Origin of the sequence: Arthrobacter sp. AK01 (assembly GCF_021109375.1) — a bacterium.
Lineage (GTDB): Bacteria > Actinomycetota > Actinomycetes > Actinomycetales > Micrococcaceae > Arthrobacter.
Genome location: NZ_JAJOHP010000071.1, coordinates 1 through 22,856, shown reverse-complemented (window position 1 = coordinate 22,856; position 22,856 = coordinate 1). Strand labels below are relative to the sequence as shown.

Genomic DNA, 22,856 nt, shown 5'->3' with positions numbered 1-22,856 from the left:
CCCACCCCGCAAACGTAGATGTCGAGTGGTCTGGTGGGCTCGGATTTGTGTATAAGACACAGACATCGACCCCCACCAACCACCCCGACGCAACCACCACCACACACCCCACAGAACATGAACCCGCGCGACAGAGGTGAGCGATGAGGACTGACTCAACAAACGGTGTGTTGGTCCAGGCCTGAGGCTGGGTGCGTCCGGTTGTGCTGCGTAGGTCCAAGTTGTGCCAGGGCAAAAGAAGCTGCCCGGCAAACTGCCGAGCGGGAGGCAACCCGTTGGGTCGTACGCGTGTATGCCCTTGGGGCGTTCGTGTCTTCCTAGGACTCTCAGGGCCAGCCTGTGAGGCTGTTTTCTGCCGCGGAGCCGCCTAGGCTGAAACTCAAACCTTGCTGACCCTGCTCAGCAGCTGAATCGACAGGGCGACAAGGTCTACGCCCAGCCACAATCAAGGAGCACACCATGAGGATTGCCGTCACCGGCGGAAGCGGAAAACTGGGCAGGAGCGTGGTCCGGCGACTCACGCAGGATGGCCACAAAGTGCTCAACATCGACCGTGCCGGCACCCGCGGCAAGGGCTACGTCAACGTGGATCTCCGCAACTACGGGCAGGTCCTGGACGTCATCATGGGCCTGGATGACCAACATGACGGCCTGGACGCAATAGTTCACCTAGCTGCCATCCCGGCCCCGGGGCTGGCCCCCGACGCCGCGATTTTCGAGAACAACATGGTCTCCACCTACAACGTCTTCCAAGCGGCACGGCGGGCGGGCATCAAAAAGGTGGTCTATGCCTCCAGCGAGACCGTACTGGGCCTCCCCTTCGACGTCGTCCCTCCCTACATTCCCGTGGACGAGGAGTACGCGGCCCGACCGGAAAGCACCTACTCCCTGGTCAAGCACCTCGAAGAGCAGATGGCGATCCAGCTCACCCGATGGGACCCGGAGCTGAGCATCACGGCGCTGCGCTTCTCCAACGTCATGGACCCGGAAGACTACGACGCCTTTCCGTCCTTCGACTCCGATGCAACTCTGCGCAAGTGGAACCTGTGGGGCTATATCGATGCCCGGGACGGTGCCCTCGCCGTAGTCCGCGCCCTCGAGCACGGGGAACCGGGCTTCGAGACCTTCATCATCGCGGCGGCCGATACTGTGATGGGCCGAAGCAGCGCCGAACTGGCCGCGGAAGTCTTCCCCGGCGTCGAGGTCCTCAAGGAACTGGGGCAGCACGAAACGATGCTGTCCATCGACAAGGCGCGAAGGATGTTGGGCTTCGAACCGGAGCACAGCTGGCGCAACGTCCACTCCAACCGCACCACGCCAACCGAAGATTGACCCCTGTCCCCTGACGCGCGACGACCCACCCCTTAACCGCAGTTTCCTGCAAGCACTCGTAAAGGGATGGGCCGGCGCAGCTTGGAAGCGTCAGATCATTGTCATGACCATGGCGGGATCGGACAGGATAGCTCCGAGGTCAGCGAGGAACCGTGAACCCTGCTCGCCATCCACCAGGCGGTGGTCGAAGGACAGGCTCAGCGACATGACCTGCCGGACGGCGAGTTCGTCGTTGACCACCCAGGGAGCTTTACGCACAGCGCCCAGGGCGACGATGGCGGCTTCACCTGGATTGAGGATGGGTGTCCCGGCGTCGATCCCGAACACGCCAATGTTGGTGATCGAGAGGGTGCCACCGGAAAGATCCGACGGCGACGTCTTGCCTGCACGTGCCGTGTTGGTCAGTTCAGTCAGTGCCGTGGCGAGTTCACGCAGCGTCAGTTGGTCTGCGTCCTTGATGTTCGGGACGGTCAGGCCGCGGGGCGTTGCAGCCGCAATGCCAAGGTTGACGTAGTTGAACTGGACAATCTCCTGGTTCGCCTCGTCCCAGCGTGAGTTAAGCGTGGGATGACTGCGCAGCGCCACCAAGATGGCCTTGGCCGCGATGGTCAGCGGCGTCAGCTTGAACCCATCGAACGCCTTGTTGCCCTTGAGCCTGCCCAGCAACTCCATGGTTGCTGTGACGTCGATGGTCAGGAACTCTGTAACGTGCGGCGCGGTGAACGCGCTCTGGACCATGGCGGCGGCAGTGAACTTCCGCACACCCTTGATGGCTGTGCGTGTTTCCCGCCCGCCCCTCACTGGTTGAGCTTCGGATGCGGTTTCCGGAGGACCCGTGAAGGCTTGGACGTCCTCGCGGGTGATGAGCCCGCCGGGTCCCGTGCCCGGAACCTGTTCCAAGTCGACACCAAGGTCGCGTGCCAGCTTGCGCACGGGCGGGGTGGATCGGGGCCTTTCGGCGCCTGCCGTTTCTGATTCCGGCGCAGCGACGGGCGCCGCCTGTGGTTGCCCAGGGACAGAGGTCCCTGGGCGGGCCTCCTGAACCTGGCCACGGGCGCGCCGGGTCGGCCGGCCGGAATGTTCGACGACGGCACCGTACCCCACCAGGTTCGGCTCACGTTTTGCAGGGGCCCCCACCGCGTCAGCGCCGCCTGCGGCCGCAGAACCAGTCGCGGAAGTCTCGACGGCGGCCCCGTTGCCAGCGGCTGGGGCGCTGCCTCCATTGGAGGATCCGGCGTCGTCCACCTCAAAGGAGACAATCCGCTTACCGACCTCCACCACCGTCCCGGGCTGCTCGTGAAGCGCCGCCACGGTTCCGGCGAACGGAGACGGCAGTTCCACGACTGCCTTGGCGGTTTCCACCTCGGCGATGACTTGGTTCAGGGTGACAGTGTCCCCCACTGCCACCTTCCAACTGAGGATTTCCGATTCCGTCAGGCCCTCGCCAAGGTCCGGCAGCCTGAATTCCTTGATCATGGTGGCGGTCATCCTTCCAGTCCACTCAGCGAGTTTGGGCGGCCCAAGGCGCGGTCGACGCCGTCGAGGATCCTGTCCAGATCCGGCAAATGGTGCATTTCAAGCTTCGAATAGGGGTACGGAACATCGAAACCGGTAATGCGGACGGGGGCAGACTCCAGATAGTGGAAGCAGCGCTCGGTGATGCTGGCAGCAATCTCTGCGCCGAGGCCACCGGACTGGCCGGCCTCGTGGGTGATGACCAGTCGGCCCGTCTTGCGGACAGAAGCCTCCACCACGGGATAGTCCACGGGAGCCAGGGAACGGAGGTCGATGACCTCCACGGAAATGCCTTCATCTGCCGCTGCCATGGCGGCGTCCTTCGCGGTTTTCACCAAAGGACCGTATGCCACCAAGGTCACGTCCGTGCCGGTGTTCACCACAGCAGCCCTGTCCAGGGGAAGGGCTGTGGAAAGGTCAAGGCTTTCGTCCACGTCGCCTTTGTCGTGGTAGCGGCGCTTGGGTTCGAAGTAGAGGACGGGGTCATCGGAGGCAATGGCCTGCTGGATCATCGTGTAGGCGTCCTGCGGATTCGACACAGCTACTACCCGCAGCCCAGAGGTGTGGGTGAAGTACGCCTCAGGCGATTCGGAGTGATGTTCAGGAGATCCGATGCCGCCGCCAAAGGGAACCCGGATGGTGATGGGCATCTTGACCCGGCCCTGGGTGCGGTAATGCATCTTGGCTACTTGGCTGACGATCTGGTCGAATGCGGGGTAGATGAAACCGTCGAACTGGATCTCGCACACGGGACGGTATCCGCGGTACGCCAAACCCACCGCGGTGCCGATAATGCCGGATTCGGCCAGCGGCGAATCGATCACCCGGTGCTTTCCAAAGTCCTTTTGGAGACCGTCCGTGACACGGAAGACACCACCGAGCGCACCGATGTCCTCTCCCATGAGGACCACTTTGGGATCGTTTTCGAGGGACTTGCGGAGGCCGGCGTTGATGGCCCGGGCAAACGTGAGCTTGGACATCAGAGTGCACCTTCCTCGACAGGCTGGTTGAAGCTGTTCAGATAGCGCGAGTAGTGGTCCTTCTGCCGTTCAATCCAGGAATTTGGTGTGCTGTACACGTGGTTGAAAACATCCAATGGCTGCGGGTCCGGCATATCGATGCAACTGGAACGGAGCTCGGCGGCCACGGCATCGGCCTTTGCCTTAACACGGGCGGCCACGTCTTCAGTCAGCAGTCCCTTGGCTTCCAGGAGCTTGTGCAGCCTCAGGATCGGGTCCTTGGCTGCCCAGTCTTCCAGCTCGTTGGGGTCTCGGTACCTGGTGGGGTCATCGGCAGTAGTGTGCGGACCCATGCGGTAGGTAACAGCCTCGATGAAGGTAGGACCGCCGCCCTTGCGTGCCCGATCCAGGGCAACCCGGGTTGCAGCCATGACGGCCAGGACGTCGTTGCCGTCAACCCGCATACTCGGAATACCGAACCCGGTAGGCCTGTCAGCCAATTGAACATGCGATTGGATGCGGACAGGCTCGGAAATGGCCCAGTGGTTGTTCTGGCAGAAGAACACCACGGGGGCCTGGTAGCTGGCCGCGAACACCATGGCTTCGTTCACGTCCCCTTCACTGGTGGCACCGTCGCCGAAGTAGGCAAGAACAGCAGTGCTCGCACCGTCCAGCTGGACGCCCATGGCGTAGCCGGTGGCGTGCAGGCTCTGGGATCCGATGATGATCTGTGGCGTGGCCACGTTGATTCGCTGGGGGTCCCAACCATAGGAGGCATTGCCTCGCCACACTCTGGCGATCTCGGAGAGGTGGGCGCCCCTGACGTATGCCACGCCGCTTTCACGGTAGCTCGGGAAGACGAAGTCGTCGTCGCGCAGCGAGCGGCTTGAGCCGATCTGGGCCGCTTCCTGGCCAAGGAGCGGCGGCCACAATGCCAACTCTCCCTGGCGCTGCAGTGCCGTTGCCTCGGCGTCGATACGGCGGATGACGGTCATGTCCTCATACAGGGAACACAATTGCTCGTCGCCGATGTCCCTAACCCAGACGTCGAATTCTGGATGGCTGATGCGGTCGCCTTCCGGAGACACCAGCTGGAGCAGATCGCCGCCAGTCCGCAGGGGATTTTGTGCACTTTGTCCTGGGCCCGGAGTGCCTTGATGCACTCCCTTGCCCGCCTGATCCGTCAACACAGGTGATCGCAACCTTCCGGCTCGGTTTCGTCGGCGCTGGCTGGACTTGTGATCCTGCCGCAGACCGGCCCTCCGGCACCTTCGCCGGAGTTAATTGTGACCCTACTCACAAGAGGCATCGGGTACAACTACCCCGGCAGAAGTTGAGCATTGTGCCCTGTTTTGAGGGTTGGAGGCGTGCTAATCTTGCGCATTATGCAACCCTTGGATGGCACTGACACCCGGCTCCTTTCGGCCATGGCGAAGGACCCCCGCGGGACAGTGGTTGCCCTCGCCCAAAAGTTGGGTTTGTCCCGCAACACGGTCCAGGCCCGCATGGCCCAACTTGAGAAGAAGCACGCGTTTCTTTCCTTCGAGCGGAGGATCAACCCGGCCGCACTCGGCTACCCGCTGACGGCATTCATCACAGTCCATGTACAGCAGCAAAAACTCGCCTCCCTCGCCCAGGACCTCGCGGACATACCGGAAATCCTGGAAGGTTTTGGCCTGACGGGTTCAGCGGACCTGCTGCTGCGGGTCGTTGCCTTGGACGCGGAAGACCTCTACCGAATCAACGGAAAAATCCTTGGCTGCGACGGCGTGGAACGGACGGATACCGCACTGGCGATGCGGGAAATGATCCCGTACCGGGTGCAACCATTGCTCGGCAGGGGCTCCGGAGCCTGAAATCGCTTCTCACCTGCGGTTATTCCGGGCGTAGTACTTGCCCGGGGAACCTGCATGCGATTTGATGCAAGAGGACGCAACGGGGGCCGGCCAGAGGTCCCCGGCAAGGTGGTGGCGCTGCCGGAGGCTGCCGAAAGGGGCACGATCGTGAGCAACCCGCAAGAACCCAACCAGCCCGGGAACAACCAGCCCGGACAGAACCCTCCCCCGATTCCACCCGGGTACCCGCCGCAGACCGGCGCCTCACCGCAGTGGCAACAGCCGCCGTCGACCACTGCTCCACAGGCGGGCAACCCGCAGTACGCGGCTCCCGGCCAATACCAGCAGAACCCATACCCACAGACCCAGAACCCGTACCCGCAGGGTCAGTACCAACCCGGCCAGTACGCACCTGGCCAATACGGCCAGCAGCCCCCAAGGAAGAGCCGAAAAGTCCTCTGGATCGTGCTGAGCATTGTTGCGGGCGTGATCGTGCTTGCGGTGGTAGGTGTCCTTTTGCTGGTCAACCTCGTGGGCAACGCCACGTCCAAGGCCAGGTCCCTCGCCGACGAATTCACCAATCTTGTGGTCTCCGGGCAATCGGAGCAGGCCTACGACAATTACCTCAGCCAGCCATTAAAGGACGAGCTGGACAAGCAGTCGTTCGTGGACGGCATTGCCAGCCTGGAACTGGATAGCTCGTGCAAGCCCAACTACAACTCGGTGAGCGTGAACAACAACAACGGCAACAACAAGGCCGATCTCTCCGGTACCTTGCAATGCGACGCCAAAACCATTGACCTCCAATACGTCTTCGAAGGCACCAGCGACCTCAAGATGAGCAGCATCCGCCTCCGCCCATAGTTACCGGAAAATATTTCCGGACTTTCACCCATCCACCTGCGCATATGGTCCGAATCACTGCTTGAGAGCCCCACTCGGGGCTCAGCAGGACGGCCGGGAAATCCGGCCACCATCGGAAGGTTCGGACCAATGCGTACTTCGCCCAATCGCTTGATCGCCACCATCTTCGGAGCCGTTTACCTCTTGGTAGGCGTCCTCGGATTCTTCGTCACCTCGGGAGTCGGCTTCTTCGCCACCGAGGGCGCCAACCTGATCATCTTCGCCGTGAACCCGCTTCACAACATCATCCACTTGGCCATTGGCGCTGCGCTGCTTTACTCCGGCATGAACAGCGTCACGCTGTCCAAGTCCGTCAACACGGCCGTCGGTGGCGTTTACCTGCTGGTAGGCATCCTTGGACTGTTCCTTGTGGGCTCCTCGCTGAACATCATCGCCCTCAACGGTGCGGACAACGTCCTGCACCTTGCCAGTGCCGTCGTCCTGCTGGGCGTCGCACTCTCCCAGGACAAGGCCGCTGTAGCTTCCGCCCGCGCCTGAGCAACACCTGAGCCGCGACTGAACACCAACAACGAGCCAGAGGACGGCAACAGCCATGGAACGCAGAAACCACCCCACGCTGAGCGCAGCGACCCTGCTGTTCGTATACTTCGCAGCGATGGCCGCCGGGATGGTCGAGCTTTCCCTTGCTGCCGGGTACCTCACCGGATCCGTGACCTCTGGCCCGGCGATTGCCGGTGCCGCAACCCTCGCAGGAGGCCTGGCCTTTTTGGCCTGGTCACTGTGGGGGCTGCACCGCAACACCTTGGTATTCTCCCGATACGCGCTTCCGGTCCTCGCGGTGGCGGCAGCTGCGCACCTTGCTGCCACCGTCACCGGCGTCACCACCCAACGCTCACTCGATGTGAGCCACTTTGCCGCCCTCGGCCTGACACTCATGGCACTTGCCGGAGCGGGATGGCTGAGGCGGCAGCACAAGACCAACGACGGCGGCGCCCACGGCCAGCCAAGGACCGGGCGGCTTCTGGCAGCCGCGTTCGGAGCCGCCGTCGTTGTTGCTTCAGTTGCAACACCAGGCCTGGCCGCGTCGATGGCGGGACAGCACGCGGTCCCGCACGGTGAGCACGGCCAGGCCCCACACGAGGAAAGCGGCCAGGGCTCCAATCCCGCCCTGGACCCGGGTCACCACCACTAGGCGGTGACCGGACAGGCGCACCATCGACACTGCCCACTGTTGATGGTGCGCCTTGTTCGTGGATCATGGAGCCATGGATCCCATCGAGGCGCTCGACGAAATCTCCTTTTGGCTCGAACGAAGCCAGGCCCCATCCTTCAAGGTCCAAGCCTTCCGGAAAGCGGCCGACGCCGTCCGGCAGCTTCCGCCCGAACAACTGCCGACGCTGATCCGGACGGGACGGATTACCAGTATCAAGGGCATCGGCAACCGCAGCGCAGAAGTCATCACCCAGGCATTGGAAGACAGGGTCCCGGACTACTTGGCCGATCTGCGCGAACGCGGCGCAGAGGCGCTGACATCCGGCGGCGACACCCTGCGGGCCGCCTTGCGTGGAGACCTTCACAGCCACAGCAACTGGTCCGACGGCGGATCGCCGATCGAATCCATGGTTGCCGCCGCACGGACACTCGGCCGCGAATATCTTGCCCTCACCGACCACTCCCCCAATCTCACCATCGCCAATGGACTTAGCGTCGAACGCCTTGAGCAGCAGCTTGGCGTGGTGGAGGGGATCAACTCATCGCAGGATGGCTTCCGGCTGCTCAAAGGCATCGAGGTGGACATCCTTGAGGACGGGACACTGGACCAGACACCCCGCATGCTGGGCCGGCTGGACGTTGTGGTGGCGAGCGTCCACTCCAAGCTTCGGGCTGACAAGAAGACCATGACCAAGCGAATGCTGGGCGGTATCAGCGATCCGCACACCAACGTCCTGGGGCATTGCACCGGCCGCCTCGTCCAGGGATCACGGGGCACCAGGCCCGAGTCCGAATTCGATGCCGCCAAAGTCTTCACGGAGTGCGCAGAGTGGGGTGTCGCCGTCGAGATAAACTCGCGCCCCGAACGGCAGGACCCGCCGGACAACCTGATCAAGCTTGCCCTGGACGCAGGCTGCCTGTTCAGCATCGACAGCGACGCCCATGCTCCCGGCCAACTCGATTTCCTGCAATACGGGGCGGAGCGCGCCGAGGCCCTGGGCGTCCCGAAGGAACGGATCGTCACCACGTGGCCGCTGGAACAGCTGACGGAGTGGCTGAGCCTGAAGAAGTAGGTGCTCAGCGCACGCTGAAAGGGACTCCCCCCCGCGACTGGCAGGAGGAGCCCCTTTTCTTGGTGCGGTGGCGCCTGTTAGTGGTCCACGGCCTTCTCTGCACCGACGCCGGTCAGCGAGCGGACTTCCATCTCCGCCTGCTTGGCCGGATCTTCGCGCCGCTTGTCCAGGACCGTCCCGAGCCACCCCAGGAAGAATGCCAAGGGAATGGACACGATGCCCGGGTTGCTCAACGGGAACAGTGCGAAGTTTGCTCCGGGGATCATGGAGGTCTTTGCGCCCGAGACCACCGGAGAGAAGGTGATCAGCAAGATGGCCGCAGCCAAACCGCCATACATGCTCCACACCGCACCCTGTGTGGTGAACTTCTTCCAGAACAGGGAATAGACAATGGTTGGCAGGTTCGCGGATGCTGCCACCGCGAAGGCCAGTGCTACCAGGAACGCAACGTTCTGGCCGTTTGCAAAGATGCCGCCCAGGATCGCGAGGACACCGATCACCACTACCGTGCGACGTGCAACCTTCACTTCGGTGGTTGCGTCGGCCTTGCCCTTGGAGATGACGTTCGCGTAGATATCGTGGGCGAAGGAAGCTGCCGCGGTGATGGTCAGGCCAGCTACGACCGCCAGGATGGTGGCGAAGGCGACGGCCGAAATAAAGCCAAGGAGCAGTGGTCCGCCGAGGTGGAAGGCCAGCAGCGGAGCAGCGGAGTTCACGCCGCCGGGTGCGGACTTGATGGTTTCAGCACCCACCAGGGCTGCTGCGCCATAGCCGAGCACCAGGGTGAAGAGGTAGAACAGGCCGATCAGCCAGATCGCCCAGACAACGGACTTCCGGGCTTCCTTTGCTGTTGGAACTGTGTAGAAGCGCATCAGCACGTGGGGCAGGGCCGCTGTTCCGAGGACCAGCGCCAAGCCAAGCGACATGAAGTCGAGCTTGGACGTTTCCGTCTTGCCGTACTGCAGGCCAGGGTTGAGGATGTTCGGGTTGTTGGCGGCTTCCGCAGCGGAGCCCAACAGGTTGGACAGGTTGAAGCCATAGATAGCGAGCACCATGGCCGTCATGACGGCGGCCCCGGCGATCAGCAGGATGGCTTTGATGATCTGCACCCAGGTGGTGCCCTTCATTCCTCCGATGAGGACGTACATGATCATCAAGGCACCGACGACGATAATCACCAGCGCCTGTCCACCCCAATCGCTGATGCCCAAGAGGAGCGAAATCAGGCTGCCTGCTCCCGCCATCTGTGCGAGGAGGTAGAAGAAGCAGACCGCCAGCGTCGACAGAGCTGCCGCGATACGGACCGGTCGCTGGCGCAACCGGAAGGAGAGGACATCAGCCATGGTGAACTTGCCGGTGTTGCGCAGCAGCTCCGCCACGAGCAGCAGGGCTACGAGCCAGGCGACGAGGAACCCGATGGAGTACAGGAAGCCGTCGTAGCCGTTGATGGCGATGGCGCCGGTGATGCCCAGGAACGAGGCTGCGGACAGGTAGTCGCCTGCGATGGCGGTGCCGTTCTGCGAACCCGTGAAGGAACGGCCGGCGGCGTAGTAGTCCGCTGCGGTTTTGTTGTTCCGGCTGGCCCGGAAAACGATCACCATGGTGACCGCAACGAACAGGGCAAAGATGCCCATGTTGAGCAGGGTGGTGTCCTTCAGCGCTTCGACATTGACTGCCGGGACCATGGTGTTCATTTGGCTGCCCCGCTGATCACATTGCCGTCCTTATCGAAATCGTGGCCCTCAATCTCGTTGCGGATCTCAGCCGCGATCGGGTCCAGCTTTCTGTTGGAGTAGCTCACGTACCACGCCGTGATGCCGAAGGTGGTGACGAACTGGAGCAGGCCAAGGATCAGGCCGACGTTGATGTTGCCCCAGACCTTGATGGACATGAAGCCGACCGCATAGTCGGCCAAGAGGACATACGCGAAATACCAGAGCAGGAATACGACGGCCATCGGGAAGACAAAGCTGCGGTGCCGCTTGCGCAGTGTCTTGAACCGTTCCGTCTGCTGGACTTCCTGGAAGTCCACGGACGCCGTTGCGTCCTGGGGTTGGGCCTCATTACCCATGGTTCCTCCTGAGTGTGATGTGTCCACATCAGCTGCACATGCGTTGCCAACGTGACTGCAATCACTATCGAACGCGGCCCTGCGCCTGTTCCAGAGGATCGCCCGATGCCGTCGCTCAACGGTTGCGGCGCTGCGCCAAACGGTGGGATGTGAGGGAACATGCGGGACAACAGGCCGCGATGCGGAAAAGTGTCCGGCTACGCTGGCCCTATGCCAGATTCCCCGCTCTTCACAGCCGCCGCGGTCGCCGTGATCGTGCTGGCCATCGCCGTCGTCGTGGGCGTTGGCCTGAAAGTGATCCGTTCCTTCCGGGATCTGGGCACGGATGCAGAGCGTGCCACCTACAACACGCTGCACGCGGCCTCGCGGGCCGGGCAGCACCTCCGGGGCGGCCTCCAGCCTGCCGGGGCAGCCAAGGCCAGCAAGCAACTGCGGGTGCTGCTGGGCTGTGATGCCCTGGCGATCACGGACACAGATTCGGTGCTCGCCTGGGATGGTGCTGCCGAGGAGCTCAGGCCTTCCCTCATGCGCCTCGCTGAGGAGGTGCTCGCCACCGGGCGAACAGCCGTGGTGCCCCATGCCGGGCAAGGACCCCACGCAAAAGCCGAGCACGGAAACCACGGGTTCAGTGCCGTGATTGCTCCTATCCGGGCCGGCTCCAGGGTAGTTGGCTCAGTGGCCGCCCTCGCGCCGGCGGCAGGGGCGGGACTGGTAAGAGCTACCTCCGAGGTTGCCGATTGGATTGCCGCCCAACTGGAACTGACCGAGCTGGAGGCTTCGAGGACCTTGCTGATGGAAGCGGAGGTACGGGCCTTGCGTGCGCAGATCAGCCCGCATTTCATCTACAACTCCCTGAATGCCATAGCATCGTTCATCAACACCGATCCTGCACGGGCCCGTGAGCTTGTGGTGGAGTTCGCCGACTTCACCCGGTACTCGTTCCGGCGGCATGGCGACTTCACCACGGTGGCCGAGGAACTGCGCTGCATCGACCGTTATCTGCTGCTGGAACGCGCGCGCTTCGGCGAGCGCGTCCAGGTCAGCCTACGGATCGCGCCCGAGGTCCTCAGCACGGTCATTCCATTCCTCAGTCTCCAACCGCTGGTGGAGAATGCGGTCCGGCATGGCTTGGAGGCCAAGGAGGGCCCCGGACACATCACCATTTGCGCCAATGATTCCGGAGCATTTGCTGAAGTCACCATCGAGGACGACGGCGTCGGCATGGATCCCGAGCACCTGCGGTCGGTGCTCGCCGGCCACGCAGACGGCGACCATGTGGGTCTTCGGAATGTGGACGCCCGCTTGCGGCAGGTGTATGGGGACGAGCACGGGCTGGTCGTTGAAACTGCCCCCGGCGAAGGAACCCTGATCACCATGCGGGTGCCGAAGTCCCAGCCCGACCACGATGCCTAAGGCGCCGGTTAGTCTATAAACATGATCAACGTGCTCGTCGCTGATGACGAACTGCCCGCTGTGGAGGAGCTCGCCTTCCTGCTGGGACTGGATGAGCGAATTGGCGCCATCCACCGGGCGTCTTCCGGCGCCGAGGCACTGCGGACCTTGGAAACAGAGTCCGTGGACGCCGTCTTCCTCGACATCCATATGCCTGCCCTGTCCGGTCTGGACATCGCGCGGGCGATTTCCCGCAGCAGCAACCCGCCCGCCGTCGTGTTTGTCACCGCTGATGAAGACTGCGCCCTGGAAGCCTTCGACCTCGCCGCCATCGACTACCTGCTGAAACCGCTGCGCGCGGAACGGCTCTCACGTTCCGTGGACCGGATCAGCGACCTCATCAAAGAGGGCACGCCGGCACCGGAAATGATCACTGTGGATCTTGGCAGCACCACCCGGATGATCCGGCGGGACGATGTCACCTATGTGCAGGCCCAAGGCGACTACGCGAGGTTGCACACCGCTGAGGCCAGCTTCCTCATCCGGGTTCCCCTCAGCGACCTTGAACAGAAATGGGCTGAAGCGGGGTTCATCCGGATCCACCGCTCATACTTGATAGCCCTGAACCACGTGCAGCACCTTAAATTATCCGCAAGCGGCCCCAGTGTGGCCGTGGCAGGTGCTGAACTGCCCATCAGCCGGCGACACCTGCCCTCCGTCCGGGACAAGCTGCAGTCCACACGCATCCGGCCCCAAGGATGACGCGCGTCCGCGTCACGGCGCCGCGCCAGGCGGCCACCGCGGCTCCGGGAAGGTCGCCATATCCGCGCGAGGTCACCGAAGATTCCGACGCCGGCCGGATCTTCATCCGGTCCCTGATCCGATCGCAACTGCGTTTGGCTCTGGTGGTGGCCTCCGGCTTCCTGATCATCCTCGCCGTGTTGGCGCTGTTCCTCGTCTACGGACCGGGCGTGGCAGAAACCCGGATCTTCGGGATTCCGCTTGACTGGCTGGTGCTGGGGGCCGGAATTTACCCCGTCATTGGCTTGAGTGCCTGGCTTTACAACCGCGCGGCGGCACGGAATGAGGCCCGCTACAGGGACCTCGTGGAGGATAAGTGAATCCGGCTGTCGGCTTGTTCGCGTTCCTGGCCGTTTCGCTGGCAACGGCGGTCATCGGGTTCTACGGACTGCGCATCTCCCGAACTACGGGCGATTTCTACGTCGCCTCGCGCACAGTCCCGCCGTGGTGGAATGCCTCGGCGATCGGCGGCGAGTATTTGTCCGCTGCCAGCTTCCTGGGTGTCGCCGGACTGATCCTGCTTTCCGGAACGGATGCTCTGTGGTTTCCCGTGGGCTACACGGCCGGATACCTGATGCTCTTGCTGTTTGTGGCCGCTCCCCTCCGGCGATCAGGGGCCTACACCATCCCCGACTTCACCGAAGCACGGTTGGATTCCAAGCTGGTCCGCCGCGTAACGAGCCTGGTGGTGGTGGCCGTGGGCTGGTTGTACATCGTCCCTCAACTCCACGGTGCGGCGCTCACCATCAGGATCACCACCGGCTTGCCGTCGTGGGTAGGTTCGACGGCGGTCGTGGTGGTTGTGTGCCTCACGGTTGTGGCTGGTGGCATGCGCTCAATAACGTTCGTCCAAGCGTTCCAGTACTGGCTGAAGCTCACGGCCTTGGCACTTCCAGTGGTCTTCGTGTTGCTGGTGCTTGCCGGTAACGGCTCAGAACCCCAGGCTCCCCTGCCCGTTAATCCCACAGGGCAGGCTCCCGCAGGGGCTTACCAGCACATCTCGCTGTTGGTGGCGTTGTTATTCGGCACCTTGGGCCTGCCGCATGTCCTGGTGAGGTTCTATACCAACCCTGACGGTCAATCTGCCAGGCGGACGACGTTGATCGTGCTGGGGCTGCTCTCCGTCTTCTATCTGTTTCCCACCTTGTCCGGAGCCTTGGGAAGGATGTTCGCGCCCGAGCTTGCCCAGTCCGGACAGGCCGATGCCTTGGTGCTGCTACTCCCAGGCAAGCTGATCGGCGGTGTCGCAGGCGATCTGCTCTCCTCCCTCGTAGTAGCCGGAGCCTTCGCAGCCTTCCTGTCCACAACGTCCGGGCTGGTGGTGTCGCTGTCCGGTGTCATCAGCCAGGACCTCTTCGGCGGAAGCGTCAAGGGTTTCCGGCTCGCGGCGGTGCTCGCCGCCGTCGTGCCTTTGGGTTTTGCCTTCATGACCGACACCTTGGCCCTGGCCGGCAGCGTCGGCCTGGTGTTCGCGTTCACGGCCTCCACGATTTGCCCTGTCCTGCTCCTGGGAATCTGGTGGCGTGGGCTGACCGATACCGGCGCCATTGCAGGAATGCTGACCGGAGCGCTCCTCTGCGGCGGCGCCATGGTGGCCGGTACGCTCATGGGGTCGGGCAACGCGCCGGCGTGGCTGGCGCAGCCTGCTGCATGGAGCGTTCCGTCAGCATTCGCCGTGACAGTGGTGGTGTCGAGCCTGACGAAGAGCCGTGTGCCGGCGTCGGTGAATCGCGTCATGTCGCGACTCCATGTGCCGGAACGGCCTGTGGCCACCGAGCGGTAGCCCACGAAAGCAGGGGCCTGTTGTCCGCACGGCGGACAGGGTGGACAATGACGCCATGTCCGAGGAACCGGATGCTGCCGGCCCAGAACCACCGGCAACCCCGCCGGAGTTGTCACCGAGCGTCCGCGCGCAATTGTTGGCCACCGAGCACTGGAGCCTGCTCGCCTCACGCAGCACCACGCAGGGCGAAGTACTCACACGCATCAGCATGTTCCTGACGTTCACATCGGCGAGCCTTCTGAGCGTGGCGTTGGTGGGTAACGCCACCCAGTTTTCGGATGCGTTCAGGGCCTTCGCGCTGGCCGTCCTCAGCATCGACCTGGTGGTTGGCCTGCTCACCCATGTCCGGGTCATGAGCGTGGGCATGGAGGATTTGATGTACGTCCTGGCCATGAACCGCCTGCGGGCGGCCTACGTCGACATGGACCCAGGCATGGAGCCATTCCTCATGGCCGGCGTTCACGATGACGAGGAAGGTGCCAAAAGGACGTATTACTTCCTGGGCATTCGGAAAGACTTCAGCCAGGTGGCTGGCAGCAGCATGGTTTTTATGGGGTTCGTGAACTCGGCCCTCATCGCCCTGCTGCTCGGATCAGCACTCCTGACCGCCGGGCTTCCCCCAGTGGTGGCTGTCCCTGTGGCCGTTCTGGCCGCTTTGGCATTCTTCGGGTCGTCGCTGGTGCGCGGTCACCGTCGCTACCTGGACGTCTGGAAGAACAACAAACCGATCTCACCCAGCTCCCGCTGAGCGTACGGTACGCCTAGTCGATAGCCGCCATGAGCTCTACGACACGGGCGAGGAAGGCGTCCACCTGGGCTTCTTCATAGCCTTCGTCGCCTTTTGCCGCACGGAATACAGCGCGCCGAACAGTGTCCACGCTTAGCACTTGGTCGTGTTCCAGGTACCCGACCAGCTCAGCACACAGGGCGTCAACGTCCTGGATGTTGTAGCTGCGGGCCCGCTTCCTGGACGGGCGGCGGAACCGCTCGCCGTCCGGCCGGTGAAGCCGGCCACGCAGGATTCCGGAGAGTTTACCGATCTGGCGCAACCAGGCTTCTTCGCCTTGCTGGCTGATGAGGTCGTCCCGCTCACGGCGGGCGAAGGCATCCTCGAGCCGGTCCAGGGCAGCGTCCACGCTATGGGCGTCGTACCCACCCTTCACGGGGTCGAAGGCGACGTCCCGGACGTCCACGCTGGCCACTTGGTCAGCCGTGCCAACAGGGTTTTCGAACGACGTCCTGGCACGCTGGAGGAACTCGTCCACTTGCTTGGCGTTATAGCCGTACTTGCTGCGCTCCACGCGGTCGAATGATGCGGGAATCTGGCGTCGAATATCCACGGACACTAATTTTCCTTCATTGGTTTGTTAGACGCCGCTTAGCAGCGCGAACAGAACATAGGCTACAGGGGCTGCGAACACGATGGAGTCCAGCCGGTCCATCACGCCACCATGACCAGGCAGGATGCTGCTCATGTCCTTGACGCCAAGTTCGCGTTTGACCATGGACTCGGCGAGGTCTCCGGCAGTTGCAGCTGCAACCATGCCAACGGCCAGCACCAGCCCCACCCACCATGGCTTGTCCAACAGGAAGATGCAGGCGAGGACACCTATGACCATTGCCCCGCCCACGGATCCCGCGAATCCCTCCCAGGACTTCTTGGGACTGATCTTGGGGGCCATGGGATGCTTCCCGAAGGAGGCCCCGACAATGTAGCCAAAAGTGTCGTTCGAGACAACCAGCAGCAACATCGAAGCGATCTGCCACGCGCCGTCAGGAATCCCGTCCGGCCAGAAGCCGACAGGTGTTGCACCACCAGTGGCGTGGAGCTGCAGGGCCGCGAAACTGATGAGGAACGGAATCCAGGCCAGAGTGAAAACCCCGGCAAACACGCTTCGGGGCGCCCCCGCCGCACTGTCGATGGAACGCCACAGGAGAACGGCAACGGAACTTGCCGTCATGGTGAACAGCAAACCTTCAAGTCCGCCAAAGTAGGCAGATACCGGCATCACCAGGCTGCCGATCATCACAGGAATGATCGGCATCCTGGTGCCCTGGGCTTCAAGAGCCCGGAAAACTTCCCAGACACCCAGCACCCCGAAGGCGGTAGTGAGCAGGACGAATCCCAACGGGAGGAAGAGCAGGCCACCCAGAACAGCCAAAAGCATGGAAAGTCCGACGCCGATGGCGGCCGGAAGATTCCGGCCGGCCTTCGGTGTGGGGTTCGCCCGCACACGCCTGGCGCGTTTGGGGGTGTCGCGTGTCGGGACCCGCTCAGCGGGCGCCGGCTCAGCCTGGTTCATCAGACCTCGAGCAGCTCGGCTTCCTTGCGCTTGAGCAGTTCGTCGATGCTGTCGACGTGCTGCTTGGTGAGGGCGTCAAGTTCCTTCTCAGCGCGTGCGCCTTCATCCTCGCCGGCTTCGCCGTCCTTGACGAGCTTGTCCAGGGTGTCCTTGGCTTTGCGCCGGATGCTGCGGATGGAGACCTTGGCGTCTTCACCCTTGCCCTTGACGATCTTCACGTATTCCTTGCGGCGCTCCTTGGTGAGCTCCGGGATGGTCACGCGAATGACGTTTCCGTCGTTGGAGGGGTTGGCGCCAACCTCAGAGTCACTCAGAGCCTTCTCGATGTCGCGCAGTGCGGTCTTGTCGTAAGGGGTGATCAGGATGGTCCGGGCGTCAGGCACACCGAAGGAGGCCAGCTGCTGGAGCGGCGTCGGAGTGCCGTAGTACTCGACGATCACCTTGTTGTAGAGACCGGGGTTTGCCCGGCCAGTGCGGATCGTGGCGAAATCGTCCTTTGCTACCTCAACCGCCTTGTCCATCTTCTCGCCGGCTTCGAGTAAGGTCTCTTCGATCACGGGTTTCTCCTCAGAAAATAGTTGCTGCCCAACTGCAGGCACCAATACACAGTAAAGATCCGCCACAAGGGGCGGACGGTCCTAGAAATATCCTAGCCCTTGCTAGGGAGTAACCAGGGTTCCCAGCGTTTCGCCGAGGATGGCACGGGTAACGTTGCCCTCGCCTTCCATGCCGAAGACCACCATGGAGAGTTTGTTGTCCTTGCACATGGTCATGGCCGTCTGGTCCATGACCCGGATGTCGCGGCGCAGGGCGTCGTCGTAGCTGAGGACATCGAGCTTTTCAGCGGCCGGATCCTTCTTGGGGTCCGCGGTGTAGACGCCGTCCACACCGCTCTTGGCCATCAGGACCACATCGGCATGTACTTCGAGTGCCCGCTGTGCCGCCACGGTATCGGTGGAGAAATACGGCAGGCCGGCACCGGCACCGAAGATGACCACGCGGCCCTTTTCCATGTGGCGGATGGCACGGCGGGGAATGTAGGCCTCTGCGACCTGGCCCATGGTGATGGCGCTCTGGACGCGGGTTTCAACGCCTGCCTGCTCCAGGAAGTCCTGCAGTGCGAGGCAGTTCATGACTGTGCCCAGCATGCCCATGTAGTCGGCGCGGGAACGGTCCATGCCGCTCTGGGAGAGCTCGGCTCCGCGGAAGAAGTTGCCGCCACCGACGACGATGGCTACCTCGACATCGGAGACAGCTGCGGCGATCTGCTTGGCGATGGCCCGGACAGTCTCAGGATCGACGCCGAGCTTTCCTCCGCCGATGACCTCGCCGGAAAGTTTCAGAAGTACACGACGGCGGGTCTTCTCGGGCTGGATTGCAGTGTTGACGGTTTCCATGGTGCCTCCCGTTGGTGGACTCTGGCTAGATTATCGTGCTGTGCGTCCGCGCAGGTACTACCCGGACGGATGCATGAAAAAGGGGCGGCCACCGAAGTGACCACCCCTTTTCATGAATTACTAGTTTCCGACGCGGAAACGGGTTACTGCGGTTGCCTTGACGCCGGCTTCTTCGAGGACCTGTGCAACGGTCTTCTTGGAATCCTTGGCGAATGCCTGGTCAACCAGAACTTCACCCTTGTAGAAGCCCGTCACGCGGCCTTCAACGATCTTCGAAAGAGCAGCTTCCGGCTTGCCTTCAGCCTTGGCGGTCTCTTCGGCGATGCGGCGCTCGGACTCGACCAGTTCGGCCGGGACGTCTTCGCGGGTCAGGTAGTTCGGAGCCATGGCTGCAACGTGGACAGCGATGTCGTGTGCGGCGGTGGCAGCGGCTTCGCCTTCACCGTCAACAGCGAACAGGACGCCGACCTGGGCCGGGAGGTCCTTGGACGTCTTGTGCAGGTAAGCGTCAACCGTGGTGCCCTCAACGCGGGAGATACGGCGGACAACAACCTTTTCGCCGAGGACAGCGCCCTCTTCGACGACGACCTCGGACAACGGCTTGCCGTCGACCTCGGTGGCCAGCAGGGTCTCGAGGTCGGCTGCGCCGGACTCGACTGCAACGTTGAGGACCTTGTCGGCCAGCTGGATGAACTTGTCAGCCTTGGCAACGAAGTCAGTTTCGCAGTTGACCTCGATCATTACGCCAACGCCGCCGTTGACCTTGGCAGCAACCAGGCCCTCAGCAGTCGAGCGGCCTTCGCGCTTGGTAGCACCCTTGAGGCCCTTGATGCGGATGATCTCGATGGCCTTCTCAGCGTCACCGTTGGCTTCGTCAAGAGCCTTCTTGACGTCCATCATGCCGGCGCCGGTGCGCTCGCGCAGGGCCTTGATGTCAGCAGCAGTGTAGTTCGCCATGTGAACCCCTCTGTCTAGAAATTTGTGTGATTACGGACTGACAGGACGGCAGCCCACCGTGTGAGCCGCCATCCTGTCAGTTGCCCCCGACGCCGTTTCGGCATCAGGGAAGGTCCAGATTTACTTGGCTTCAGCTTCGCCGGCTGCAGCTTCAGTTGCTTCGGGAGCCTCAGCTGCGGGAGCTTCTGCTGCCGGAGCTTCTGCTGCCGGAGCCTCGGTTGCCGCTGCTTCTTCGGCCTTGCTGCCTTCGAGGAGCTCGCGCTCCCACTCGGCCAGCGGCTCTTCCGGAGCTTCGGTGGTGCCGGTTGCGCGCTGGTTACGGGCGATGAGGCCCTCAGCTACGGCGTCGGCAACAACGCGGGTGAGCAGGTTGACGGAGCGGATGGCGTCGTCGTTACCCGGGATCGGGAAGTCAACTTCGTCCGGATCGCAGTTGGTGTCGAGGATGGCAACAACCGGGATGTTCAGCTTCTTGGCTTCGTCAACAGCAAGGTGTTCCTTCTTGGTGTCAACAACCCACAGAACCGAGGGAGCCTTGGTCAGGTTGCGGATACCACCGAGGTTGGACTCAAGCTTGGTGAGTTCGCGCTTGAGGAGCAGGAGCTCCTTCTTGGTGTATGCCGAGCCCGCGACGTCGTCGAAGTTGATCTCTTCGAGTTCCTTCATGCGCTGGATACGCTTGGCGACGGTCTGGAAGTTGGTGAGCATACCGCCCAACCAACGCTGGTTGACGTACGGCTGGCCAACACGGGTAGCCTGCTCGGCAATTGCTTCCTGAGCCTGCTTCTTGGTGCCGACGAACAGGACGGTGCCGCCGTGGGCGACAGTAGCCTTGACGAACTCGTAGGCGCGGTCGATGTAGGACAGCGACTGCTGGAGGTCAATGATGTAGATGCCGTTGCGCTCCGTGAAGATGAAGCGCTTCATCTTCGGGTTCCAACGACGGGTCTGGTGTCCAAAGTGGACGCCGCTGTCAAGCAGCTGGCGCATAGTTACGACGGGCATGCCGACGCTCCTTCCGGCAGGTCATTCATGAGAGAGCCCATGGGGCTGCTCTTACCCTGCCAATAGTTGACGGTTGTTTAGCCTTTGCCCGGACGGGCGCGGCTCCTGGCATCCATTGCGCTTCTCATCCGGCATGGAGCCATGGGCTCAGCCGGACCGCAAGAGGCACAATCCTCCGCAGCATCAAGCCAAGAGGCTTTTACTGGTGGAGGGCTGGATACGCGTAGTCAGCCTGGGACCCCCACATATCTGAATGAGACATGTTCCTGAACAAGCTTGAGGGCACAGCAAACTGCTCCACCAAGTGTACTACAGCGACCCCACCGGTTTGACCGCGCACGACAAGCGGTTGTCCACATAAGGAAGTCCGGGGATCGCTCCGACCCGGCCTTCCGGGAAGGCTGTTTCCATGGCCCTTTTGAAGATCCCGATTGCCACTATTGTTGTTGCCGCCGTTCTTGCGGGCACGGCAGGCGCCCCGTCGCGGGCGGACCCGCGGTGGAGCTGGCCGCTCTCCCCCAAGCCCTCAGTCCTGCGGACGTTCGACCCGCCGGACAAGCCGTGGCTCAGTGGACACCGCGGCGTGGACATAGGACCAGCGGCCCGCGGGCGCCCCCCCCCCCGGGCGGGGGCACGGGGTGGTGACCTTTTCAGGCATCGTGGTTGATCGAGCAGTGATCACGATCGATCAGGGCAACGGTTTGAGGAGCAGTTTTGAGCCGGTGGCCAGCGGGCTGAAGCAAGGAGATGCTGTCGTCAAAGGCCAGGTCATCGGGACACTGGAGCCCGGCTCCGGTCATTGCGGCAGCACAACCTGCCTGCATTGGGGCGTGCGGCGGGGCGACGACTACGTCAATCCCCTGGGCTTCGTGGAGGACATGCGGCCCTCCATCCTGCTTCCCCTTGACTGAGCTCACGCCACCACATCATTTGACCCTTAGACGATGGCCGAAACTCCCGTAATGGCGCGGCCGGTGACCAGGGTATTGATTTCGTGCGTGCCCTCGTAGGAGTAGATCGCCTCTGCGTCGGAGAAGATTTTCGCCATGCCGTAATCGGTGACAATGCCGTTTCCGCCCAGGATGCTGCGGCCCAGGGCGACGCTTTCACGCATGCGGGCAGTGGTGAACGCCTTGGCCAGTGCAGATTGCTCATCCTTGGCAACGCCGGCATCTTCAAGCTGGGCCAAGCGGACCATCATGCCCATGGATGCCACGGTGTTGCCGAGGATTTGCACCAACTGGTTCTGCACCAGCTGGAAGGCTGCCAACGGCCGACCGAACTGCTGGCGCTCCACGGCATAGCTGCGGGCGACGTCGAAGGCCGCCATCTGAAGTCCCACGGCCTGCCAGGCGACAGCCAAACGGGTCACCTTGAGGACCTTGTTTGTATCGCGGAAGCTGTTCCCATTTTCCAACTTGAAGAAGTCAGGAACCACTACGTTGTCCAGGATGATGTCCGCGTTCTGGACCGTGCGCAGGGAGATCTTGTTCTCGATCTTGGTGGCCGAGTAACCCGGCAGCGTAGTATCCACCAGGAACGCCTTGACCTGGTTGTCGGCCACATCCTTGGCATAGATGACTACCCAGTCGGAGAAGGTAGCGTTGCCGATCCAACGCTTGGCGCCGTTGAGGATCCAATGTCCACCGTCACGCTTTGCCGTGGTGCGGGTGCCACCTGCAACATCGGAGCCGCCAAGGGGCTCTGTCAGCCCGAAGGCGCCGATCTTTTTCAGGGCGTAGATGTCCGGCAGCCACGCGTCCTTCTGCTCTTGTGAAGCCAGCGCCTCGATGGACCCCGTGAAGAGCCCGTCGTGGACACCCATGAACGTCGCAATGGACGCATCCGCCCTGGTGACCTCCGCGTGGAGCATGCCCGCGAACAGATTGGAGTAGCCCTGGCGGCGCACTGGGCTAACGAGGTCCAGTTCGCCCAGCTTGGGAATGAGATCCATGGGAAATTCACCGCGGTTCCAGCAGTTCACTGCAATGGGCGTGACCTCGCGGGCCAGGAATTCGCGGACTTCAGCCAGGCGATCCTGCTCCTTGCCTGTCAGCATCTGCTCAAAGGCATAGAAATCACCATCGGCATAGGGAAGGGTAGTGGCGTCGAATGCAGCGTTGGACATGCTCGCTCCTTCAAGGGTGGTCACCTGCGACCAAGACTAAGTTACTGATGAGTAACATACCGCACCATGGTGGGAACACAAAAGAGGCCGGGGGGGGGGGGGGGGGGGGGGGGGGGGCGGGGGGCGGGGGGGGGGGGGGGGGGGGGGGGGGGGGGGGGGGGGGGGGGGGGGGGGGGGGGGGGGGGGGGGGGGGGGGGGGGGGGGGGGGGGGGGGGGGGGGGGGGGGGGG

General features: G+C 62.8%; 24 protein-coding genes. 12 read left to right on the top strand and 12 right to left on the bottom strand.

Annotated features, from left to right (window positions below):
• Window positions 1–459: 459 nt before the first annotated feature.
• Window positions 460–1,332, top strand: coding sequence for an NAD(P)-dependent oxidoreductase (locus LN996_RS19610; RefSeq protein ID WP_231342183.1), 873 nt, complete (start codon window positions 460–462; stop codon window positions 1,330–1,332).
• A gap of 90 nt (window positions 1,333–1,422) precedes the next feature.
• On the opposite strand, the gene LN996_RS19605 is transcribed toward LN996_RS19610, so the two are convergent.
• The 3 genes from LN996_RS19605 to pdhA are packed head-to-tail and all read right to left on the bottom strand — an operon-like array spanning window position 1,423 to window position 4,996.
• Complete coding sequence (locus LN996_RS19605) at window positions 1,423–2,820, bottom strand: dihydrolipoamide acetyltransferase family protein (protein WP_231342182.1); 1,398 nt, start codon at window positions 2,818–2,820, stop codon at window positions 1,423–1,425.
• The gene (locus LN996_RS19600) at window positions 2,817–3,827 is read right to left on the bottom strand and encodes an alpha-ketoacid dehydrogenase subunit beta (RefSeq protein ID WP_231342181.1); all 1,011 of its coding nucleotides are present in this window, start codon (window positions 3,825–3,827) and stop codon (window positions 2,817–2,819) included. The genes LN996_RS19605 and LN996_RS19600 overlap by 4 nt, the downstream gene beginning before the upstream one ends.
• Window positions 3,827–4,996, bottom strand: coding sequence for a pyruvate dehydrogenase (acetyl-transferring) E1 component subunit alpha (gene pdhA, locus LN996_RS19595; RefSeq protein ID WP_231342180.1), 1,170 nt, complete (start codon window positions 4,994–4,996; stop codon window positions 3,827–3,829). Before pdhA ends, LN996_RS19600 begins: the two co-directional genes overlap by 1 nt.
• 195 nt (window positions 4,997–5,191) lie before the next feature.
• Between pdhA and LN996_RS19590 the strand changes: the two genes are divergently transcribed.
• From LN996_RS19590 to LN996_RS19570, 5 genes are all read left to right on the top strand, one after another.
• The gene (locus LN996_RS19590; RefSeq protein WP_231342184.1) at window positions 5,192–5,662 is read left to right on the top strand and encodes an Lrp/AsnC family transcriptional regulator; all 471 of its coding nucleotides are present in this window, start codon (window positions 5,192–5,194) and stop codon (window positions 5,660–5,662) included.
• Window positions 5,663–5,809: 147 nt separating this feature from the next.
• Complete coding sequence (locus LN996_RS19585; RefSeq protein WP_231342178.1) at window positions 5,810–6,505, top strand: hypothetical protein; 696 nt, start codon at window positions 5,810–5,812, stop codon at window positions 6,503–6,505.
• A 129-nt stretch (window positions 6,506–6,634) separates the two neighbouring features.
• On the top strand, window positions 6,635–7,042 hold the full coding sequence (locus LN996_RS19580; protein WP_231342176.1) for a DUF4383 domain-containing protein: 408 nt from the start codon (window positions 6,635–6,637) through the stop codon (window positions 7,040–7,042).
• 55 nt (window positions 7,043–7,097) lie between these two features.
• Entirely contained in the window at window positions 7,098–7,697 is a 600-nt protein-coding gene (locus LN996_RS19575) for a hypothetical protein (protein WP_231342169.1), read from the top strand.
• Between the two features lie 73 nt (window positions 7,698–7,770).
• Window positions 7,771–8,790: a PHP domain-containing protein gene (locus LN996_RS19570; RefSeq protein ID WP_231342168.1), complete on the top strand. Its 1,020-nt coding sequence runs from the start codon at window positions 7,771–7,773 to the stop codon at window positions 8,788–8,790.
• A 77-nt stretch (window positions 8,791–8,867) separates the two neighbouring features.
• On the opposite strand, the gene LN996_RS19565 is transcribed toward LN996_RS19570, so the two are convergent.
• Window positions 8,868–10,484, bottom strand: coding sequence for a cation acetate symporter (locus LN996_RS19565; protein WP_231342167.1), 1,617 nt, complete (start codon window positions 10,482–10,484; stop codon window positions 8,868–8,870).
• On the bottom strand, window positions 10,481–10,861 hold the full coding sequence (locus LN996_RS19560; protein ID WP_231342166.1) for a DUF485 domain-containing protein: 381 nt from the start codon (window positions 10,859–10,861) through the stop codon (window positions 10,481–10,483). The genes LN996_RS19565 and LN996_RS19560 overlap by 4 nt, the downstream gene beginning before the upstream one ends.
• 210 nt (window positions 10,862–11,071) lie before the next feature.
• On the opposite strand from LN996_RS19560, the gene LN996_RS19555 reads away from it, so the two are divergent.
• From LN996_RS19555 to LN996_RS19535, 5 genes are read left to right on the top strand one after another with little or no spacing between them, the layout of a single operon-like run.
• A complete protein-coding gene (locus LN996_RS19555) occupies window positions 11,072–12,274 on the top strand; it encodes a sensor histidine kinase (protein ID WP_231342165.1) in 1,203 nt (400 codons plus the stop codon).
• Between the two features lie 21 nt (window positions 12,275–12,295).
• Window positions 12,296–13,015: a LytTR family DNA-binding domain-containing protein gene (locus LN996_RS19550; protein ID WP_231342164.1), complete on the top strand. Its 720-nt coding sequence runs from the start codon at window positions 12,296–12,298 to the stop codon at window positions 13,013–13,015.
• Entirely contained in the window at window positions 13,012–13,374 is a 363-nt protein-coding gene (locus tag LN996_RS19545; RefSeq protein WP_231342163.1) for a hypothetical protein, read from the top strand. Before LN996_RS19550 ends, LN996_RS19545 begins: the two co-directional genes overlap by 4 nt.
• Entirely contained in the window at window positions 13,371–14,837 is a 1,467-nt protein-coding gene (locus LN996_RS19540) for a cation acetate symporter (protein ID WP_231342160.1), read from the top strand. Before LN996_RS19545 ends, LN996_RS19540 begins: the two co-directional genes overlap by 4 nt.
• 55 nt (window positions 14,838–14,892) lie before the next feature.
• On the top strand, window positions 14,893–15,585 hold the full coding sequence (locus LN996_RS19535; RefSeq protein ID WP_231342159.1) for a hypothetical protein: 693 nt from the start codon (window positions 14,893–14,895) through the stop codon (window positions 15,583–15,585).
• A 13-nt stretch (window positions 15,586–15,598) separates the two neighbouring features.
• Here the strand turns inward: LN996_RS19535 and LN996_RS19530 are convergent, their stop codons facing one another.
• The 6 genes from LN996_RS19530 to rpsB all read right to left on the bottom strand — a co-directional run bounded on the left by LN996_RS19530 (window position 15,599) and on the right by rpsB (window position 20,499).
• A complete protein-coding gene (locus tag LN996_RS19530) occupies window positions 15,599–16,183 on the bottom strand; it encodes a DivIVA domain-containing protein (RefSeq protein WP_231342157.1) in 585 nt (194 codons plus the stop codon).
• A gap of 21 nt (window positions 16,184–16,204) precedes the next feature.
• On the bottom strand, window positions 16,205–17,140 hold the full coding sequence (locus tag LN996_RS19525; RefSeq protein WP_231342156.1) for a phosphatidate cytidylyltransferase: 936 nt from the start codon (window positions 17,138–17,140) through the stop codon (window positions 16,205–16,207).
• A complete protein-coding gene (gene frr / locus LN996_RS19520; RefSeq protein WP_026541491.1) occupies window positions 17,140–17,697 on the bottom strand; it encodes a ribosome recycling factor in 558 nt (185 codons plus the stop codon). Before frr ends, LN996_RS19525 begins: the two co-directional genes overlap by 1 nt.
• A gap of 102 nt (window positions 17,698–17,799) precedes the next feature.
• On the bottom strand, window positions 17,800–18,537 hold the full coding sequence (gene pyrH, locus LN996_RS19515; protein WP_231342155.1) for a UMP kinase: 738 nt from the start codon (window positions 18,535–18,537) through the stop codon (window positions 17,800–17,802).
• A 120-nt stretch (window positions 18,538–18,657) separates the two neighbouring features.
• Complete coding sequence (tsf, locus tag LN996_RS19510) at window positions 18,658–19,494, bottom strand: translation elongation factor Ts (RefSeq protein WP_011774217.1); 837 nt, start codon at window positions 19,492–19,494, stop codon at window positions 18,658–18,660.
• Window positions 19,495–19,614: 120 nt separating this feature from the next.
• Entirely contained in the window at window positions 19,615–20,499 is an 885-nt protein-coding gene (rpsB, locus tag LN996_RS19505) for a 30S ribosomal protein S2 (RefSeq protein WP_231342144.1), read from the bottom strand.
• Window positions 20,500–21,137: 638 nt separating this feature from the next.
• On the opposite strand from rpsB, the gene LN996_RS19500 reads away from it, so the two are divergent.
• Window positions 21,138–21,410, top strand: coding sequence for a M23 family metallopeptidase (locus LN996_RS19500; protein WP_231342141.1), 273 nt, complete (start codon window positions 21,138–21,140; stop codon window positions 21,408–21,410).
• A gap of 26 nt (window positions 21,411–21,436) precedes the next feature.
• Here the strand turns inward: LN996_RS19500 and LN996_RS19495 are convergent, their stop codons facing one another.
• Complete coding sequence (locus LN996_RS19495; protein ID WP_231342139.1) at window positions 21,437–22,627, bottom strand: acyl-CoA dehydrogenase family protein; 1,191 nt, start codon at window positions 22,625–22,627, stop codon at window positions 21,437–21,439.
• Window positions 22,628–22,856: the final 229 nt, after the last annotated feature.

Coding starts and splice junctions, on each gene's coding strand:
- LN996_RS19580 (WP_231342176.1), top strand. CDS start 6,635: ATGCGTACTTCGCCCAATCGCTTGATCGCCACCATCTTCGGAGCCGTT.
- LN996_RS19550 (WP_231342164.1), top strand. CDS start 12,296: ATGATCAACGTGCTCGTCGCTGATGACGAACTGCCCGCTGTGGAGGAG.
- rpsB (WP_231342144.1), bottom strand. CDS start 20,499: ATGCCCGTCGTAACTATGCGCCAGCTGCTTGACAGCGGCGTCCACTTT.
- LN996_RS19610 (WP_231342183.1), top strand. CDS start 460: ATGAGGATTGCCGTCACCGGCGGAAGCGGAAAACTGGGCAGGAGCGTG.
- LN996_RS19535 (WP_231342159.1), top strand. CDS start 14,893: ATGTCCGAGGAACCGGATGCTGCCGGCCCAGAACCACCGGCAACCCCG.
- LN996_RS19575 (WP_231342169.1), top strand. CDS start 7,098: ATGGAACGCAGAAACCACCCCACGCTGAGCGCAGCGACCCTGCTGTTC.
- LN996_RS19590 (WP_231342184.1), top strand. CDS start 5,192: ATGCAACCCTTGGATGGCACTGACACCCGGCTCCTTTCGGCCATGGCG.
- LN996_RS19555 (WP_231342165.1), top strand. CDS start 11,072: ATGCCAGATTCCCCGCTCTTCACAGCCGCCGCGGTCGCCGTGATCGTG.
- LN996_RS19525 (WP_231342156.1), bottom strand. CDS start 17,140: ATGAACCAGGCTGAGCCGGCGCCCGCTGAGCGGGTCCCGACACGCGAC.
- LN996_RS19560 (WP_231342166.1), bottom strand. CDS start 10,861: ATGGGTAATGAGGCCCAACCCCAGGACGCAACGGCGTCCGTGGACTTC.
- LN996_RS19600 (WP_231342181.1), bottom strand. CDS start 3,827: ATGTCCAAGCTCACGTTTGCCCGGGCCATCAACGCCGGCCTCCGCAAG.
- LN996_RS19570 (WP_231342168.1), top strand. CDS start 7,771: ATGGATCCCATCGAGGCGCTCGACGAAATCTCCTTTTGGCTCGAACGA.
- LN996_RS19565 (WP_231342167.1), bottom strand. CDS start 10,484: ATGAACACCATGGTCCCGGCAGTCAATGTCGAAGCGCTGAAGGACACC.
- LN996_RS19545 (WP_231342163.1), top strand. CDS start 13,012: ATGACGCGCGTCCGCGTCACGGCGCCGCGCCAGGCGGCCACCGCGGCT.
- tsf (WP_011774217.1), bottom strand. CDS start 19,494: ATGGCGAACTACACTGCTGCTGACATCAAGGCCCTGCGCGAGCGCACC.
- LN996_RS19495 (WP_231342139.1), bottom strand. CDS start 22,627: ATGTCCAACGCTGCATTCGACGCCACTACCCTTCCCTATGCCGATGGT.
- pyrH (WP_231342155.1), bottom strand. CDS start 18,537: ATGGAAACCGTCAACACTGCAATCCAGCCCGAGAAGACCCGCCGTCGT.
- LN996_RS19605 (WP_231342182.1), bottom strand. CDS start 2,820: ATGACCGCCACCATGATCAAGGAATTCAGGCTGCCGGACCTTGGCGAG.